This window comes from Sphingobium sp. TomTYG46, from assembly GCF_055396345.1.
Genome location: NZ_AP027324.1, coordinates 1,879,624 through 1,894,676, shown reverse-complemented (window position 1 = coordinate 1,894,676; position 15,053 = coordinate 1,879,624). Strand labels below are relative to the sequence as shown.

At 62.9% G+C, this 15,053-nt stretch carries 15 protein-coding genes; 3 read left to right on the top strand and 12 right to left on the bottom strand.

Features of this window, described 5'->3' with window-relative positions:
• Window positions 1-55: 55 nt before the first annotated feature.
• Both ACZ5YV_RS09575 and ACZ5YV_RS09570 read right to left on the bottom strand, forming a co-directional pair.
• On the bottom strand, window positions 56-514 hold the full coding sequence (locus ACZ5YV_RS09575) for a DoxX family protein (protein ID WP_464787414.1): 459 nt from the start codon (window positions 512-514) through the stop codon (window positions 56-58).
• Window positions 492-926: a pyridoxamine 5'-phosphate oxidase family protein gene (locus ACZ5YV_RS09570; protein WP_464787413.1), complete on the bottom strand. Its 435-nt coding sequence runs from the start codon at window positions 924-926 to the stop codon at window positions 492-494. The genes ACZ5YV_RS09575 and ACZ5YV_RS09570 overlap by 23 nt, the downstream gene beginning before the upstream one ends.
• 115 nt (window positions 927-1,041) lie before the next feature.
• On the opposite strand from ACZ5YV_RS09570, the gene ACZ5YV_RS09565 reads away from it, so the two are divergent.
• Window positions 1,042-1,599, top strand: a complete 558-nt coding sequence (locus ACZ5YV_RS09565) for a 2'-5' RNA ligase family protein (protein ID WP_464787412.1) — start codon at window positions 1,042-1,044, stop codon at window positions 1,597-1,599.
• Window positions 1,600-1,648: 49 nt separating this feature from the next.
• Here ACZ5YV_RS09565 and ACZ5YV_RS09560 read toward each other — a convergent pair.
• The 10 genes from ACZ5YV_RS09560 to ACZ5YV_RS09515 all read right to left on the bottom strand — a co-directional run bounded on the left by ACZ5YV_RS09560 (window position 1,649) and on the right by ACZ5YV_RS09515 (window position 11,036).
• A protein-coding gene (locus ACZ5YV_RS09560) for an IS630 family transposase (protein ID WP_464786945.1) occupies window positions 1,649-2,592 on the bottom strand; the annotation gives its coding sequence in 2 pieces (ribosomal slippage) (window positions 1,649-2,254 and window positions 2,257-2,592; 942 coding nt in all).
• 135 nt (window positions 2,593-2,727) lie between these two features.
• Window positions 2,728-3,375, bottom strand: a complete 648-nt coding sequence (gene yihA / locus ACZ5YV_RS09555) for a ribosome biogenesis GTP-binding protein YihA/YsxC (protein ID WP_464787411.1) — start codon at window positions 3,373-3,375, stop codon at window positions 2,728-2,730.
• A gap of 13 nt (window positions 3,376-3,388) precedes the next feature.
• On the bottom strand, window positions 3,389-5,089 hold the full coding sequence (gene yidC, locus ACZ5YV_RS09550) for a membrane protein insertase YidC (RefSeq protein ID WP_464787410.1): 1,701 nt from the start codon (window positions 5,087-5,089) through the stop codon (window positions 3,389-3,391).
• Window positions 5,090-5,125: 36 nt separating this feature from the next.
• Complete coding sequence (gene yidD / locus ACZ5YV_RS09545; protein ID WP_066526720.1) at window positions 5,126-5,338, bottom strand: membrane protein insertion efficiency factor YidD; 213 nt, start codon at window positions 5,336-5,338, stop codon at window positions 5,126-5,128.
• Entirely contained in the window at window positions 5,335-5,721 is a 387-nt protein-coding gene (rnpA, locus tag ACZ5YV_RS09540) for a ribonuclease P protein component (RefSeq protein WP_464789193.1), read from the bottom strand. Before rnpA ends, yidD begins: the two co-directional genes overlap by 4 nt.
• A gap of 32 nt (window positions 5,722-5,753) precedes the next feature.
• Window positions 5,754-5,888, bottom strand: a complete 135-nt coding sequence (rpmH, locus tag ACZ5YV_RS09535; RefSeq protein ID WP_013848777.1) for a 50S ribosomal protein L34 — start codon at window positions 5,886-5,888, stop codon at window positions 5,754-5,756.
• A gap of 262 nt (window positions 5,889-6,150) precedes the next feature.
• Window positions 6,151-6,921 (bottom strand): DsbA family protein, encoded by a 771-nt coding sequence (locus ACZ5YV_RS09530; RefSeq protein WP_464787409.1) that lies wholly within the window; start codon window positions 6,919-6,921, stop codon window positions 6,151-6,153.
• A complete protein-coding gene (locus ACZ5YV_RS09525) occupies window positions 6,918-8,267 on the bottom strand; it encodes a M48 family metalloprotease (RefSeq protein WP_464789192.1) in 1,350 nt (449 codons plus the stop codon). The genes ACZ5YV_RS09530 and ACZ5YV_RS09525 overlap by 4 nt, the downstream gene beginning before the upstream one ends.
• Window positions 8,267-8,398 (bottom strand): hypothetical protein, encoded by a 132-nt coding sequence (locus ACZ5YV_RS09520; RefSeq protein WP_464787408.1) that lies wholly within the window; start codon window positions 8,396-8,398, stop codon window positions 8,267-8,269. Before ACZ5YV_RS09520 ends, ACZ5YV_RS09525 begins: the two co-directional genes overlap by 1 nt.
• Before the next feature lie 13 nt (window positions 8,399-8,411).
• Entirely contained in the window at window positions 8,412-11,036 is a 2,625-nt protein-coding gene (locus ACZ5YV_RS09515) for an Rne/Rng family ribonuclease (RefSeq protein WP_464787407.1), read from the bottom strand.
• A gap of 477 nt (window positions 11,037-11,513) precedes the next feature.
• On the opposite strand from ACZ5YV_RS09515, the gene ACZ5YV_RS09510 reads away from it, so the two are divergent.
• Window positions 11,514-12,446 (top strand): N-acetylmuramoyl-L-alanine amidase family protein, encoded by a 933-nt coding sequence (locus ACZ5YV_RS09510; RefSeq protein WP_464789191.1) that lies wholly within the window; start codon window positions 11,514-11,516, stop codon window positions 12,444-12,446.
• Between the two features lie 66 nt (window positions 12,447-12,512).
• Window positions 12,513-15,050: a penicillin-binding protein 1A gene (locus ACZ5YV_RS09505; protein WP_464787406.1), complete on the top strand. Its 2,538-nt coding sequence runs from the start codon at window positions 12,513-12,515 to the stop codon at window positions 15,048-15,050.
• Window positions 15,051-15,053 lie beyond the last annotated feature (3 nt).

Here is a 15,053-nt window from a genome sequence, read left to right as displayed (position 1 = left end):
TATCTTTGTTCGTGGAATGCGGGCGCCACAGTAGGGCCGCCCATTTCAAAGACAATCATTGATATGGGACGTCACGTTTCCGCCCGAACGGCCATTCGACCGCTGTGCTGGACCACAAGGCCCACCATATGATCACCGGCTGCAACAGCAGGCGCGGGCCGTGATACCACCAGCTCAAATGCACGCCGCTCAATGGAATATCGTTGAGCGCATGGTTCAGATTGGCGGGCCACACGCACAGCGCATAAAGCGCAAGGCCGATCCCGGCGGCCTTGCGCAGTCTAGGGATATGCAATCCCGCAGCGCCCGCAATTTCCGCCACGCCGGTCAGTGCGATGATGTCAGCGGGGTGGGGCACCCAATTTGGCGTGATGGCGATGAAGCCACCGGGCCGGGTGAGATGGGCGACCCCCGCGATCAGATAAAATAGGGACAATATCCAGCGTGACGCCGTCCGGACACGGTCTTGCTTGCCCGCCCATCCGTCAAGATCAGAGCTGGACCTCCCCTTCATCCTCTCCATCCCAATAATGCGCCCGTTCCGCGCTCACCTTGATCATCACCAGCCCCGGCGTGTCGATGCCTGCGTCGAACCAGCGGTCAAGGTCGCTGTTCCAATGCGCCTTGAACGCCCCCTTGTCACGGACAAGATCGGCGCGTCCCTCTATCGCCACGAATAGCGGTCGCTGTTTCAACAACCCGGCCGAGCCCTGAAAGGACAAGCCAACCTTCGGGTCGCGCTCGATATCGTGGACCATGACGGTGTCGTCGGTGGTGAAATAATAGCTGTCACCATCATAATCGACATCACGATTGTTGCTCATCGGCCGTGCGGCGATCTGGCCACCTTCAGCGCGGGTGGAAAGCATCGCGAAGTCGATATCCTTCATCTTCTTCGCCAGCTGCGGCAGCGTGAGGTGGGCCATCGGACACTCCTTGGTTGAGACCATGCTCAACGTCCGAATGGGGGATCGGCTCCCGGGACTCGCTATCAGCGCTATAGGAACATATAGTGAACATATCGACTCGAAAGGATCAGCCATGCGCCATGACATGCGCGCCGACACCAAATATCGTCTCTTTTTCGCGCTTAAGCCGTCGGCGATCATCGCGCGCCAGACCGATCATTTGGCAGAGACGCTGGGCGGCGGGGAGCGCCGCATCCGGCCGGAGCATCAGCATGTCACGCTGGCCGTGACCGCCGACTATGTCGAATATCCCTATGCGGTGATCAAGGCATTGCTGCGGGCAGGGACTATGGTCGAAGCTGAACCTTTTGACATGAGGCTCGACCGACTGAGCTTCAGCAACCGCTCCCCCGCCCTGCGCCCTTCGCGCTCCCTGCCGCTGCTCAATCAATTACAGAAGTCGATCATCGACGCGATGCGGGGGGCAGGCGTGGCCTTGCGCCCCGGCTGGACCTTCAGCCCGCACCAGACGCTATTCTACAGGGATGGCCCTCCGGCGCAGCAAAGTATCGACGGCTTCCTGTGGTCGCTCGATCAGTTTGTCCTGGTTTGCAGCCATGTGGGCCGCACACGGCACGATATTCTTGGCACCTGGACGCTCAAAGGAGACGGGCAATATGAACTGTTCTGATCCCGGCCTTGGCTATTTGGCGAATGTGATAGCTTAGAGTCTTTCTGACTTAGATTGAGGCATATCCGGCTCCACGGATGTAATTGGCGCATTCTGCGGGCGGGAAGTGGTCGAGCAGTTTTCCGATGCGTCGCCATGTTGCCTCGACGGTGCGTTCGTTGGCCTTGCGGAGCAGACGCTTGAGCTTGGAGAACATCTCCTCGATGGGGTTCAGGTCGGGCGAGTAGGGCGGCAGGAAGAACAGCCTGATGCCCGCCGCCTTGAGCAATTTGCGCACGCGGCTGCCTTTGTGGCTGCCGAGATTGTCGACCACGATGATGCTGCCGGGTTCCAGCGCGGGGATCAGGAACTGCTCGACCCACGCGGTGAAGCTCTCGCCGTTTATCGGGCCATCGAGGACGCAAGGGGCCACGATGCCATCATGCCTGAGGCCAGCGATGAAGGTCAGCGTCTTCCAGTGGCCATGCGGCACCTTGTCGATCAGCGGCTCGCCCCGGTGATGCCAGCCATGGGTGCGGGTCATGTTGGTCTTCGCCCAGGTCTCGTCGATGAAGACCATGCGCTTGGGATCTACCCAGCGCTGGACCCAGCGCCAGCGGTTGCGGCGTCGGATGACGTCGGGCCGGTCCTGTTCCTTGGCGAAGAGCGTCTTTTTTTAAACGTCTTGCCCAAGCGGCCCATGAACCGCCACAGCGTGTCGCAGCAGACCACCACACCACGCTCTTCACGCAGCTGGGCCAGCAACTCGTGCAGCGTCAGGTCCTTCTTCTGCTCGATCCGCGCAAGCAACCACTCGCGCTCACGCGCCAGCAACGGGAGCATGTGACCGCCGACCTTGCCCGGCTCAACAGACCCGCGCGTTCGCCATGACTGCGCCCAGCGAACCCCCGTGGCCGGGCTCACCTCCAGCAACCGCGCAGCCCCCCGCGCCGACATGCCTCGATCCAGAGCCCGACAAAACCGAACCCGCAAATCCTGTGATAATGGCCTCATCCATGCTGGCCTCCTCACCAGTGGCCACCTTGAATCACACTTCCAACCGTCTGGAAATCCCCAACGATTCATTCAACATCGGAAAGACTCTAAAGCATCAGCGGAGGGGGGGCAGCGTCAACTGCCCCGCTCTTGTCACCCTTCGGTAACGCTGGCCAGAACGGCCGCCCGAAGTTCCGCTATCCCCATGCCCTTTTCGCTTGAGGTCGGAATAATCTCCGGATGGGCAGCGGACCGTTTCCGGACGGCATCGCCAGTCGCCTGTATCACTTCGGCGAGATGGCTGGCCTTTACCTTGTCCGCTTTTGTCAGGACGATGCGGTAACTGACGGCCGCTGCGTCCAGCATGTCGAAAATCTCATTATCGACATCCTTGATGCCATGGCGGCTGTCGATCAGCACGAGTGCGCGCTTCAGCTTCGCCCGCCCGCGCAGATAGTCGTTCACAAGGAAGCGCCACTGGCGCACCATATCCTTGGGCGCGCGCGCATACCCATAACCAGGCATGTCGACGAGGCGAAAACGCAGCGGGTCGCCGACATCGAAAAAGTTCAGTTCCTGCGTCCGTCCCGGCGTGTTCGACGTGCGGGCCAGCCCGTTGCGGCCCGTCAGCGCGTTCAGCAGGGATGATTTGCCGACGTTTGAACGGCCCGCAAACGCCACCTCGTTGACCGACATGTCGGGCAGGAACTTCAAATCCGGCGCTGACTTGAGAAAGGTGATCGGCCCGGCGAACACCTTGCGCGCTTCCTCGATCAGCTCTGCCTGTTCCTGCTCGTCCACTTGGATATCCGCCTTATTTCGCCGGAGCCGCGTTCAGCACGGGGTGGCGCCTGTAGAGCCACCACTGCTGCAGCATCGACAGGCAATTGTTGGTGATCCAGTAGACCAGCAGGCCCGCTGCGAACGGCGCCATGATGAACATCATCATCCACGGCATGATTGAGAAAATCTGCTGCTGCATCGGGTCCATCTGAGCCGGATTCAGCTTGAACTGCAGCCACATGGAAATACCCAGCAGCAGCGCCAGCACGCCGATCGCCAGGAAGGACGGCGGGGTGAAGGGCAGCAGGCCGAACAGGTTCAGGATATGCAGCGGATCGGGTGCGGACAGATCCTTGATCCACAGGACGAAGGGCTGATGACGCATTTCGATCGTCAGCTGCAACACCTTGTACAGCGCGAAGAAGATCGGAATCTGGATGAAGATCGGCAGGCAGCCAGCGAGTGGATTGACCTTCTCCCGCTTGTACAGCTCCATCATCTCCTGCTGCAGCTTGGGCTTGTCGTCCTTATATTTCTCCTGCAGCGCCTTCATCTTGGGCTGCACCGCCCGCATTGCCGCCATGCTGGCGAACTGGCGCTGGGCGACTGGGAACATCAGCGCGCGGACCACGAAGGTCAGGCAGATGATGGCGACGCCGAAATTGCCGATATGCTCGAACAGCCAGTGGAGCAGCGCGAAGATCGGCTTTTCGAACCAGTAGAACCAGCCCCAGTCGATCGCCCGGTCGAACAGCGGAATGCCCGTATCCTGATAGGCTTCGAGCGTCTTTACTTCCTTCGCGCCCACGAACAGGCGCACCGTCTGGGTGACGGCCTTGCCCGGCGCCAGCATGGTCGGAGCCAAGCTGTAATCGGCCTGATACTGCGTGCCAGCACCCTTGCGGAACTGGCCTTCAAAGGCAGCCTTCTGGTCGGGGACCAGCGCCGACAGCCAATATTTGTCGGTAAAGCCGAGCCATCCGCCTGTGGACTGGAAGCTTTGGCTGGAAGGACCCTTGTTCAGATCCTTGTAATTCACATCATAGTTGGCAGCGCCGTTGAACACGCCCATCGGGCCGATATGGATGGTCCAGGTGTCCGGGTCCTTGGGGATGCCGGTGCGGTTGATGTAACCATAAGGCTTCACCGCGACCATGCCTGTGCCGCTGTTCACGACCTTCTGCTGCGCGGTGATCATGTAATTCTCGTCGACCGACAGGCGGATTTCGAAGGCCTGGCCGGCACCATTGTCCCACCGCAGGGTCACGGGGCTGGTCGGCGTCAGTTCCTGCGCGTCGGCCGTCCAGACGGTGCTCGCGTCAGGGGCCTTCAACCCTTCGCCTTGCCAGCCGAAGCCAGCGAAAAAGGCGTCGTTCGTGCCCGAAGGACTGTAGAGCCGGATCGCGGGCGAATTTTTCGCGATCGTTTCGCCATAGGTGGGCAGCACGATATCGTCGATGCGCGCGCCCTTCAGGTTGATGGAGCCCGTCAGCTTCGGCGTCCGGATCGCGACGCGCGGGCTTTCTTTCAAAACCAGAGCGCGATCGCGAATCGCGGACGGACTGCTCGCTACCGGGCTTGATCCCTGCGCCACCTGCGTGGTCTTGCCGCCTTCGATCTTCGTCGCGGGCGGGTTCGCGGCAGGGAAGAAATGCTTGGCAATATAGGGCCAGCCGAACAGGATCGCCGCGGTCAGTAGCACCGCCAGAACAATATTCTTCTTGTCGTCCACGCTTGTCGGCTCCGCCGTGTCTTGTGAAAATTCGTATCAAGGGACCGGGTCGTAACCCGAACCGCCCCAAGGGTGGCATCGCATTAGCCGCTTCGTGGCGAGCCAGCTACCCTTCACCGCACCATATTTGCGGATGGCTTCGATGGCATATTGCGAACAGGATGGCGCATAGCGGCAGCTGGGGGGCAATATGCGCGAAGGGCCAAGCTGCCAGAAGCGCGCGATCAGGATGAGCAAGCGAGCGATCATTGCTCCTGAGCGCTCTGTTCGCGGGAAGGCTTCTTTCGCGGAGGCCCTCGATGGGTGCCAGCAGGGCGGCTCATCACCTTGCCCAGGGCCTTTTCCAGTTCCGACCGGAGCAAGGCGAAGTCGCGCTCTATGCCTTCGGAACGGCCGATCAGCACATGGTCGGCGCCCGCGACTCCGTGGATGGGCAACAAGTCCCGCGCCAAGACGCGAAAACGGCGCTTCATCCGGTTGCGGATGACAGCGCCGCCAATCCTTTTCGTAACCGTGATGCCGATACGCATCGCCGGATTGCCATCGCCACGTTCGCGCACCAGCAGGACAAAGCCTGGCATCGGCGCGCGCCGCCCACGATTCGCCGCCAGGAAATCAGCGCGCCGCCGCATCATGGCTGGCGCGCGATCCGGCGGCGCGTCGTTCAGGCGCTCAGGCTCTTGCGGCCCCGCGAACGGCGGGCGCGGATCACATTGCGGCCGCCAGGGGTCGCCATGCGAGCGCGGAAACCGTGACGGCGCTTCCGAACCAGATTGCTCGGCTGATAGGTGCGCTTCATCGTTCATTCCTCAAAGCAAAACGTCAAAATCGGGCGTGACAAAAAAGGGCCGCCGATGGGCGACCGCATGTCAGGGGGCGTCCGATAGGCAAAAGCTGTAGATGAGTCAATGGCGGAGGAGGAGGGATATGCTCACCATGTCCCCTCTCCCCTTCAGGGGAGAGGGTGCCGAGCGTAAGCGAAGGCGGGAGAGGGGAAATGGCGTGAGAGCGCCTTGTAGTCGCCCCCTCTCCCCTGAAGGAGAGAGGGAGTGATGCCCCTCTTACTTCGCCCGTACCGCCGCTACCGCTTGCTTGAGCGCATCATAACCGACCGCGCCGTTCAGCACCTGATCACCCACGACGAAAGTCGGCGTGCCCGTGGCGCGCAGCTTTTGCGCCAGCGCGATGTTCGACTGGATTTCGCCATTATATTTGCTGTTGGCCATGGCGGCCTCCGCAGCCTTGCCATCGATACCGACCTTGGCGGCGGCGCCCAGAATGCTTTCCCGCGTAACCTGCCCGCTCGCATACAACGCCCGATGGAAAGGCATATACTGGCCTTTTTCTGCCGCCAGCAGCGACACCTTGGCCGCATCGGCACTCTCGTCAGACAGGATGGGCAATTCGCGGTAGACGACCTTCACCCCCTTGTCCTCGCCCACCAGCTTGGCAAGGTCGGGCAGGGATGCGCGGCAATAGCCGCATGCGTAATCGAAGAATTCGACCACCGTCACGTCCCCGTTGGTCGCGCCTTCCCACGCGCCCGCATAGGGCGTTTCGATGGCCTTGCGACTTTCGCCGATGCTGTCCGACACGCGTTTCGCCTGCAGCCGCTCGACAGCTTCGGGAATGATTTCCGGATGCTCCAGAATATAGTCGCGCACGATCTTCTCGATCGCAGCCTTGTCTCCGGCGGCGACGCTGCCGCTACTCTGCATGCCTAGAGCCGCGCCAGCGGCAGTGGCGGCGATGAAGGCGATGGCGCCGATCGTCATCTGGATAGTCCTGTTGGAAAGGGCGGCGCGAAAGCCGGGTCGAGAGGTTTCGGTCATTTCTTCTTTCGCTTCTGCTCGACGGCTGCGCGGGAGACCATGGCGATATCCTGCGCCCGCAGATAGTCAACCGTGCCGGGCTTCAATCCCTGCATGGCCGCGTCCGCGCTGCGCAGCGCCATCTGGTCGTCGCCCATCAGGGCATAGCGTTCCGCCGTGGCCAGCGCCGCGCGGGGCGTGTCACCCCGCCGTTCATAGACGACCCCAAGCTGATACCAGGCGAACGGATTTTCCCGGTCGCGCGCTACAGCATTACGCAGCACCTGTTCGGCCTCGGCGAAGTTCTTGTCATCCTCCGTCGCGATGAGCGCATGGCCCAGCATCGTGGCGATCAAGGGCTGCTGCGTCAGTTTCACGGCTTCGCGCAGCGGCGGGATGGCGTCGGCAGGCTTGCCGCTTTCCAGCAGCACCTGACCCTTGAGTTCCAGGAAATAAGGGTCATGCGGCTGCGCTGTCAGAAGGGCGGTCACTTCGGCGATCGCCTTGTCGGGATAGGCGCTTTTATGCCAGGCATAGGCGCGCGCATAATGCGCCGGGAGAGACTGATCGCTCTCGGGATATCTTTGCAATGTTTGGGTGGGTTCGGAAACGAAGCCGACCAGCTTGGCCTTGATACGCTCGAACCGGGATTCCAGCTTCGGGTCGATGGGTTTGTCCCACGCGGGATCGACCGTATACACTTCCCGCAGGACATTGATGCGTTCGCCGGACAGCGGATGCGTGCGGCCGTAGCTATCTTCCTGAGGGATGGCGAGACGATATTCCTGGTTCTGCAACTTCTTGAAAAATTCCAGGCTACCCTTGCCCGACAGGCCCGCCTTGCTCAAATAGCGCGCACCCGCAAGGTCGGCCGAGCTTTCCTGCGCGCGGGAAAAGGCGAGATATTTGCCCATCGCCGCTTGCTGACCCACGCCCAATATGCCCATGCCCGCTTCCGCGCCGCCTGCGGCAATCGCGGCGGCGCCCAGGACCAGGCTGAGCAGGGTGATGCCGGTCGCGGCTTTCATGCCTTCGGATGACCGGATGACATGGCCGCCCTCGATATGGCCGAGTTCGTGCGCGACGACCCCTTGCAGCTGGTTCACATTGTCGGCCGCGGCGATCAGGCCGCTATGAACCCAGACATATTGGCCGCCTGCGACGAAGGCGTTGATTTCCGGATCGTTGAGAACCAGCACCTGAACATTGCGCGGCTCCATCCCCGCTGCGCTGACCAGCGGGCCGGACATGTCAGCCATGAAGGCTTCGGTTTCGGCGTCGCGCAGGATCTGCTGCGCTATCGCGGGCTGGACCATGAATGCCAGCGACGCAGCGGCAATCGCGGCGGGACGCAGCCAGCGGCGCATCATGGCCAATCACCATGGAGCAGGGACGAACGCAGCATGTCCGCGCGCCTGCCAGCATCGCCATGAACTCCGCCTGAAGCGAGAACGCCGCCACCTTTCCGGAAAACCGGCAAGGCGGCGGCGTTGCTCATCGGGCGGACGTCCTTACTGACCGAAAGTGCGCTGCCACCATCCACGGCGCGGTGCGCTATCGTCGTCGCTCGTCTCTTCGCCATCAGCCGTCGAGACCGCGCTCTCACCAGCTGCTGCCGCTGCTGCGCCAGCTTCCGGTGCCACGGCTCCTGCGATCGCGGGAGCCTCCGCCGCGTCCTGGGCAATGGCCTCAACCTTCTTGCGCCGAGTGCGCTTGGGCTTGGCGGGTGCCTCGGCTTCCGGTTCCACGCTCACGGCCGGTTCGGCAGGGGCTTCGGGAGCGGCCTCTGCCTTCTTGCGCCGAGTGCGCTTGGGCTTGGCGGGCGCTTCCTCGGCTGCGGCTTCGACCGGAGCCTCGGGGGCCTCCACGGGCGCTTCTACGACTTCCTTTGCCTTGCGAGCACGGGGGCGACGGCGCGTCTTTGGCGCCTCTTCCTCCGCAGGCGCTTCGGGCGCTGCTTTTGCTACCGTCTCGGCGACAGCTTCGACAGCGGCGGGCTCGGAAGTCTCAGCGGCTTCGCTCGCAGCTTCGTCGGCAACCGCTTCGCCCTCGCGACGACGGCGTCCGCCACGGCGACCGCGACGGCCACGACGGCGACTGGCCTCTTCGCCTTCGCCATGGGCCTCGACAGGCTGTTCTTCCGTTTCTTCGTCAGTCGATTCGGCTTCTTCGCCAGCGTCCTCGGCCGGGGAGTCGGTAGCCTCTGCTTCGCCCTCGGCGTGGTGATCGTCACGCTGGCCGCCACGACGACGGCGGCGACGACGACGGCGGCGGCCACCTTCGCGATCCTCGCCCCGGTCGCCGCGCTCTTCGCGCTCAGCGGCCTCGACTTCCTCGATTTCCTCTTCTTCCAGCTCCTCGACGATATCGAGGTCATCCTCTTCCTCGACGATCGGAGCATAGCTCACCACCCGTTCCGGACGGGGGCCGCTGGCTTCCACCGACATGCGCGCGCCTTCGACCTCGCCGTCCGGCAAGATGGCGATGGTGACGCCATAGCGCTGTTCGATCTCGTCCAGTTCGCGGCGCTTGTTGTTGAGGACGTAGAAGGCCGCTTCCTGGCTGGCGCGCAGGGTGACCAGGTTGCCGCGACCACGCGCCGCTTCCTCTTCCAACATGCGCAGCGCGGAAAGGCCCGCCGACGATGCCGTGCGGACAAGGCCGGTGCCCTCGCAATGCGGGCACTGGCGGGTCGATGCTTCCAGCACACCGGTGCGCAGGCGCTGGCGGCTCATTTCCATGAGGCCAAAGCCCGAGATGCGGCCGACCTGTATACGGGCGCGATCGTCCTTCAGCGCCTCCTTCATCGCCTTCTCGACCTTACGGATGTTGGAGTTCATCTCCATGTCGATAAAGTCGATGACGACGAGGCCAGCCATGTCGCGCAGGCGCAACTGACGCGCGATTTCGCGGGCAGCTTCCAGGTTGGTGGCGACGGCGGTCTGCTCGATGCCATGCTCACGGGTCGACCGGCCCGAGTTGATGTCGATCGACACCAAAGCCTCGGTCGGGTTGATGACCAGATAGCCGCCCGACTTGAGCTGCACGACCGGATTGTACATCGCGGCCAGCTGATCCTCGACGCCCGCGCGCTGGAACAGCGATACGGCGTCGGCATATTGCTGTACCCGGCGCGCATGGCTCGGCATCAGCAGCCTCATGAAGTCCTTGGCGGCCTTGTAGCCATATTCGCCCTCGACGATGACCTCTTCGATATCCTTGTTGTAGATATCGCGGATCGCGCGCTTGATGAGGTCGCTGTCATTGTGGATCAGCGCGGGCGCTTCGGACTTCAGCGTCTTTTCGCGGATCTCGTCCCACAGGCGGGCGAGATAGTCGAAGTCCCTCTTGATCTCCGGCTTGGTGCGCTGGAGCCCGGCCGTGCGCACGATGCAGCCCATGGTCGAGGGCAGGTTCATCTCCGCGACGATCGTCTTCAGCCGCTTGCGGTCGGCGGCGTTGCTGATCTTGCGCGAAATCCCGCCGCCATGCGACGTGTTCGGCATCAGCACGCAATAGCGACCGGCTAACGAAAGATAGGTGGTAAGGGCCGCGCCCTTGTTGCCGCGCTCTTCCTTGACGACCTGGACCAGCAGCACCTGGCGGCGCTTGATGACGTCCTGGATCTTGTAGCGACGGCGCAGAGCCATGCGCTTGCGGCGCAGTTCGTCGGCGGCTTCATCGCCACCGCGCTTGCGACGGCCGCCCTTTGCGGGGCCTTCGCTGCTTTCGGTGGCCTCGCCCTCATCCTCTTCATGATGCGTGGCTTCGACCAGTTCCAGACCATCGTCGCCATGATGATCATCGTCATCCTCGAAATCGGCACGCAGCGCGGCCTCTTCCTCGGCATGCTCGCGTTCTTCGCGCAGCAATGCCTCGCGGTCTTCGCGCGGAATCTGGTAATAGTCGGGGTGAATTTCGCTGAACGCCAGGAAGCCGTGGCGGTTGCCGCCATAATCGACGAACGCTGCCTGGAGCGAGGGTTCTACACGGGTAACCTTGGCGAGGTAGATATTGCCTTTGAGCTGCTTGTGCTCGGCCGATTCGAAATCAAACTCCTCGATCCGGTTACCTTTGACGACCGCGACCCGGGTCTCTTCCCGGTGGCGCGCATCGATCAGCATACGCATTGTCATTTATTATTCTCCGGCGAAGGCTGCCAGCGGCACTGGGCCGGGCTGCCACGCGATAGTGGGGGGACGAACGCAGTCGCGCCGCCAGCGGCGCGGGTGTTGCTATCGTCCGGTTTGACAGGAAAAACTGCGCTTCTGCTGCATCGGCAGGGCCGGGCAAATCGCCGGTCCGCTCCATCCACGCCGCATCGCCCGCTATCGGGCTCAGCGTGGAATGGAAATCATGCCTCATGCAGCGTCAACCTGTTCGTCGCATCGGGTCTGAGCGGTTGGTGCTCGCCGATGCTGCCGTGAAAGTTCCTGATGAAGAACCGGGCCTAATGTGGGCGTTTCTTTCAGGAATGTGAATGGGTAGCAGCCTAAGGCCAGCCTAGCAACGTCCCCCGCAAAATTGTTTGGTCCAGGACGAATGCTGCCCTTCCTGCGTCTAATCGCCGAACATGGTGAAGCAAAGGTAAACGCGACGGCGAATGGCCGCCGCTGAAATGGGGCTGGACGGCATGGGGCGGTGCGGGGCACAAGCGCGCCATGCTCCACGCCCTTGCCCTGGCAACTGCTTTTCTGGCCGGTCCTCAGGGGGCGGCGCGCATCAGCTTCGACAAGCCAGCCTCCATGGCGCCCCGTCCGGCCAAGCGGTTGCACAGCATCACCGTGCCGATCCCGCCGGTGGCGCGCGGCCTCTCGCTACCAAGGGTGGAAGGATCAACCGACGCGTCCCGTCCGCTGATCGTCATCGATGCGGGGCATGGCGGGCATGATCCCGGCGCGATCAACGCGGAAACCGGCGAGCGCGAAAAGGATCTGACGCTCGCGATCGCGCAGGCGATCCGGGATCAGCTGGTGAAGTCGGGCCGACTTCGCGTCGCGCTGACACGGGATGACGACCGCTTTCTGGTCCTGCAGGAACGCTATGGCATCGCGCGGAAGATGAATGCGGACCTCTTCATTTCGGTCCATGCCGATTCGGCGGACAATCATGAGGCGCGGGGCGCGACGGTCTATACATTGTCGGAAGTGGCGTCGGATCGGGAAGCGGCGCGGCTGGCCGCGCGGGAGAATAGGGCGGACGTTCTGAACGGCGTCAATCTGGGCGCACAGACTGATCAGGTGTCGTCTATACTGATCGACCTTACTCAGCGCGAAACAATGAAGGAATCAGCGAATTTCGCTCGCCTTCTTCAGCGGGAGGGGGCGCCGTTCCTGCCGTTCCGCACCACGTTCCACCGCTATGCCTCACTCATGGTTTTGAAGGCGCCGGACACGCCATCGGTCCTGTTCGAAACCGGCTATCTCAGCAATGCGCAGGATGCAGCCTTCCTGGCCTCACCCGAAGGGCGCAGCCGCATAGCGAAGGGCGTTGCCAAGGCCGTCGAGATATATTTCGCCCGCCGACTGCCCCTTGGCGGCGGCTGACCGGCGCGCGGCCCGACGATCCGCACTGGCGCTGGCCGCATTTTGACCTTAGAGCCTCCTCTCGTCATGGAAGAGGCCCGTCCCCACACCGCCCGCTTGTCCTTTGTCGACCGTTTGCGCGGGGGTGGGCGCGCGTTCCGGGAAAAGCTTTCCCCGCTTTGGCAGCGGCGCTGGTTCCGCTGGGCGGCGATCGCGCTCGGCGGACTTTTTCTCGCCTTCCTGCTGTTCTGGATCATCTTCGCGCGCGGCCTGCCCGACGCGGCGACGCTGCTTGAATATGAGCCGCCGCTGCCCACGATCGTGCGCGACATCGATGGCCAGCCGGTGCACAGCTATGCGCGCGAACGCCGGGTCCAGTTGCAATATAGCGACTATCCGCCACTGCTGATCCGCGCCTATCTGGCGGCGGAGGACAAGACTTTCTTCGAACATCATGGCGTCGATATTCCGGGCTTTTTCGGCGCCGTGTTCGACTATGTGACGAAGATCGGCTCGGGCCAGCGCGCAAAGGGCGGGTCGACCATCACCCAGCAGGTCGCCAAGAACCTGCTGATCGGCGATGAATATTCGCCCACGCGCAAGGTGAAGGAGATGATCCTCGCCTATCGCATGGAAGGTGTGCTGACCAAGCAGCAGATCCTCGAACTCTATTTCAACCAGATATTCCTCGGCCGGAACGCCTATGGCGTGCAGGCGGCGGCGCGCGCCTATTTCGACAAGGATGTGGGCGATCTGAAGCTGCACGAGATGGCTTATCTCGCCATCCTGCCCAAGGGTCCGGCCAATTATCGCCCCGAAAGCCCGACCGGCCACGAACGCGCGCTCGACCGGCGCAACTGGGCGCTGGGCGAAATGTTCAAAAACGGCTGGATCAGCCAGGCACAATTGGACGAAGCGCAGGCGCAGCCGCTCGGCACGGTGCCGCCGCATGGGTCCAGCTTCGACGCGCGCGCGGGCGGCTATTATATGGAAGAGGTGCGCCGCCGCCTGATCGGCCTGTTCGGCGAAAAGGCGGAGGATGGCCCCAACAGCGTCTATGCAGGCGGCCTCTGGGTGCGCAGCCCCTATGACCCCAAGTTGCAGGAAGGCGTCTCGACGGCATTGCGCAACGGCCTGCTACGTTTCGACGCGGGCAAGGGCTGGTCCGGTCCGTTGGGCAAGATCGACATGGCCCGTGGATGGAAGCGCGAACTGGCGGCAAGCTATATCGGGATCGATTATGCAGACTGGCGCATAGCGGCGGTTATCGACCGCAATTCTTCGGGCGCCGAGATCGGCTTTTCCGACGGATCGACCGGGACGCTGCCTGCCAGCGCCGCGCAGATGCCCTATCGCCGCGTGGGCGGCCCCGCCTTCAACGGCATGAAGGCGGGAGACCTGATCGCGGTAGCCCGCAACGGATCGACCTGGGCGCTGCGCAACGTGCCTGAAGTGTCCGGCGGGATGATGGCCGAACAGGTCCATTCCGGACGCGTCCTGGCGATGCAGGGTGGCTTCGACAGTCGCCTGTCCTCCTATAATCGGGCGACGCAGGCAATGCGACAGCCGGGCTCGACCATCAAGCCGTTCGTCTATGCCGCCGCGCTTGACGGCGGGATGACGCCAGCCTCCATCATCGTTGATGGACCGCTATGCGTTTATCAGGGTGCGGGGCTGGGGCAGAAATGTTTCCGTAACTTCACCGGCGGCAGCGCGGGGCCGCAGACGATGCGCTGGGGCGTGGAGCAGTCGCGCAACCTGATGACGGTGCGCGCCGCCAGCCAGACCGGCATGGATCGCGTCGTGCGCACCATCAAGGCGATGGGGATCGGCGATTATCAACCCTATCTCTCCTTCGCTCTGGGCGCGGGCGAAACCACGGTCGAGCGGATGGTGAACGCCTATGCGATGCTCGCCAATCAGGGCCGCCAGCTTTCGCCCAAGGTGATGGATTATGTGCAGGACCGACGCGGCAAGGTGATCTGGCCGCTGCGCTGGCGCGCCTGCGACGGCTGCAACATGGCGAACTGGGATGGAAAACCCATGCCGCGCTTCGGCTTTGAAGGGCGGCAGGTGATGAATCCGATGACCGCCTATCAGGTCGTGCATATCGCCGAAGGCGTGATCCAGCGCGGCACCGCGACGGTCCTGGCCGACCTGAAACGGCCGCTGTTTGGCAAGACAGGCACCACCAACGGGCCGACCAATGTGTGGTTCGTCGGCGGATCGCCCGACATCGTCGCGGGCGTCTATATGGGCTATGACCAGCCGCGCAGCCTGGGCGGTTGGGCGCAGGGCGGCCGCATCGCCGCGCCGATCTGGAAGGCGGCGATGGCGCCCGTGCTGGAAACCATGCCCAAGACGCCCTTCGTCGCCCCCGCGGGCATCCGCATGGTCACGATCGACCGCCGTTCAGGCAAGCGCGTCTATGGCGTCTGGCCCACCGACGAACCCAAGCCAGCGGTGATCTGGGAAGCGTTCAAGCCCGAGACGGAACCGCGCCGATCGATCCGCAAGGAAGAGGTGGCCGCTCAGGAACAGGCCGCCGCCCGGCGCGAGGCAGGGTCGCAGACGCGGCAGCGTACGGATAGCGACTTCCTGCAGGATCAAGGCGGGATTTACTAACCT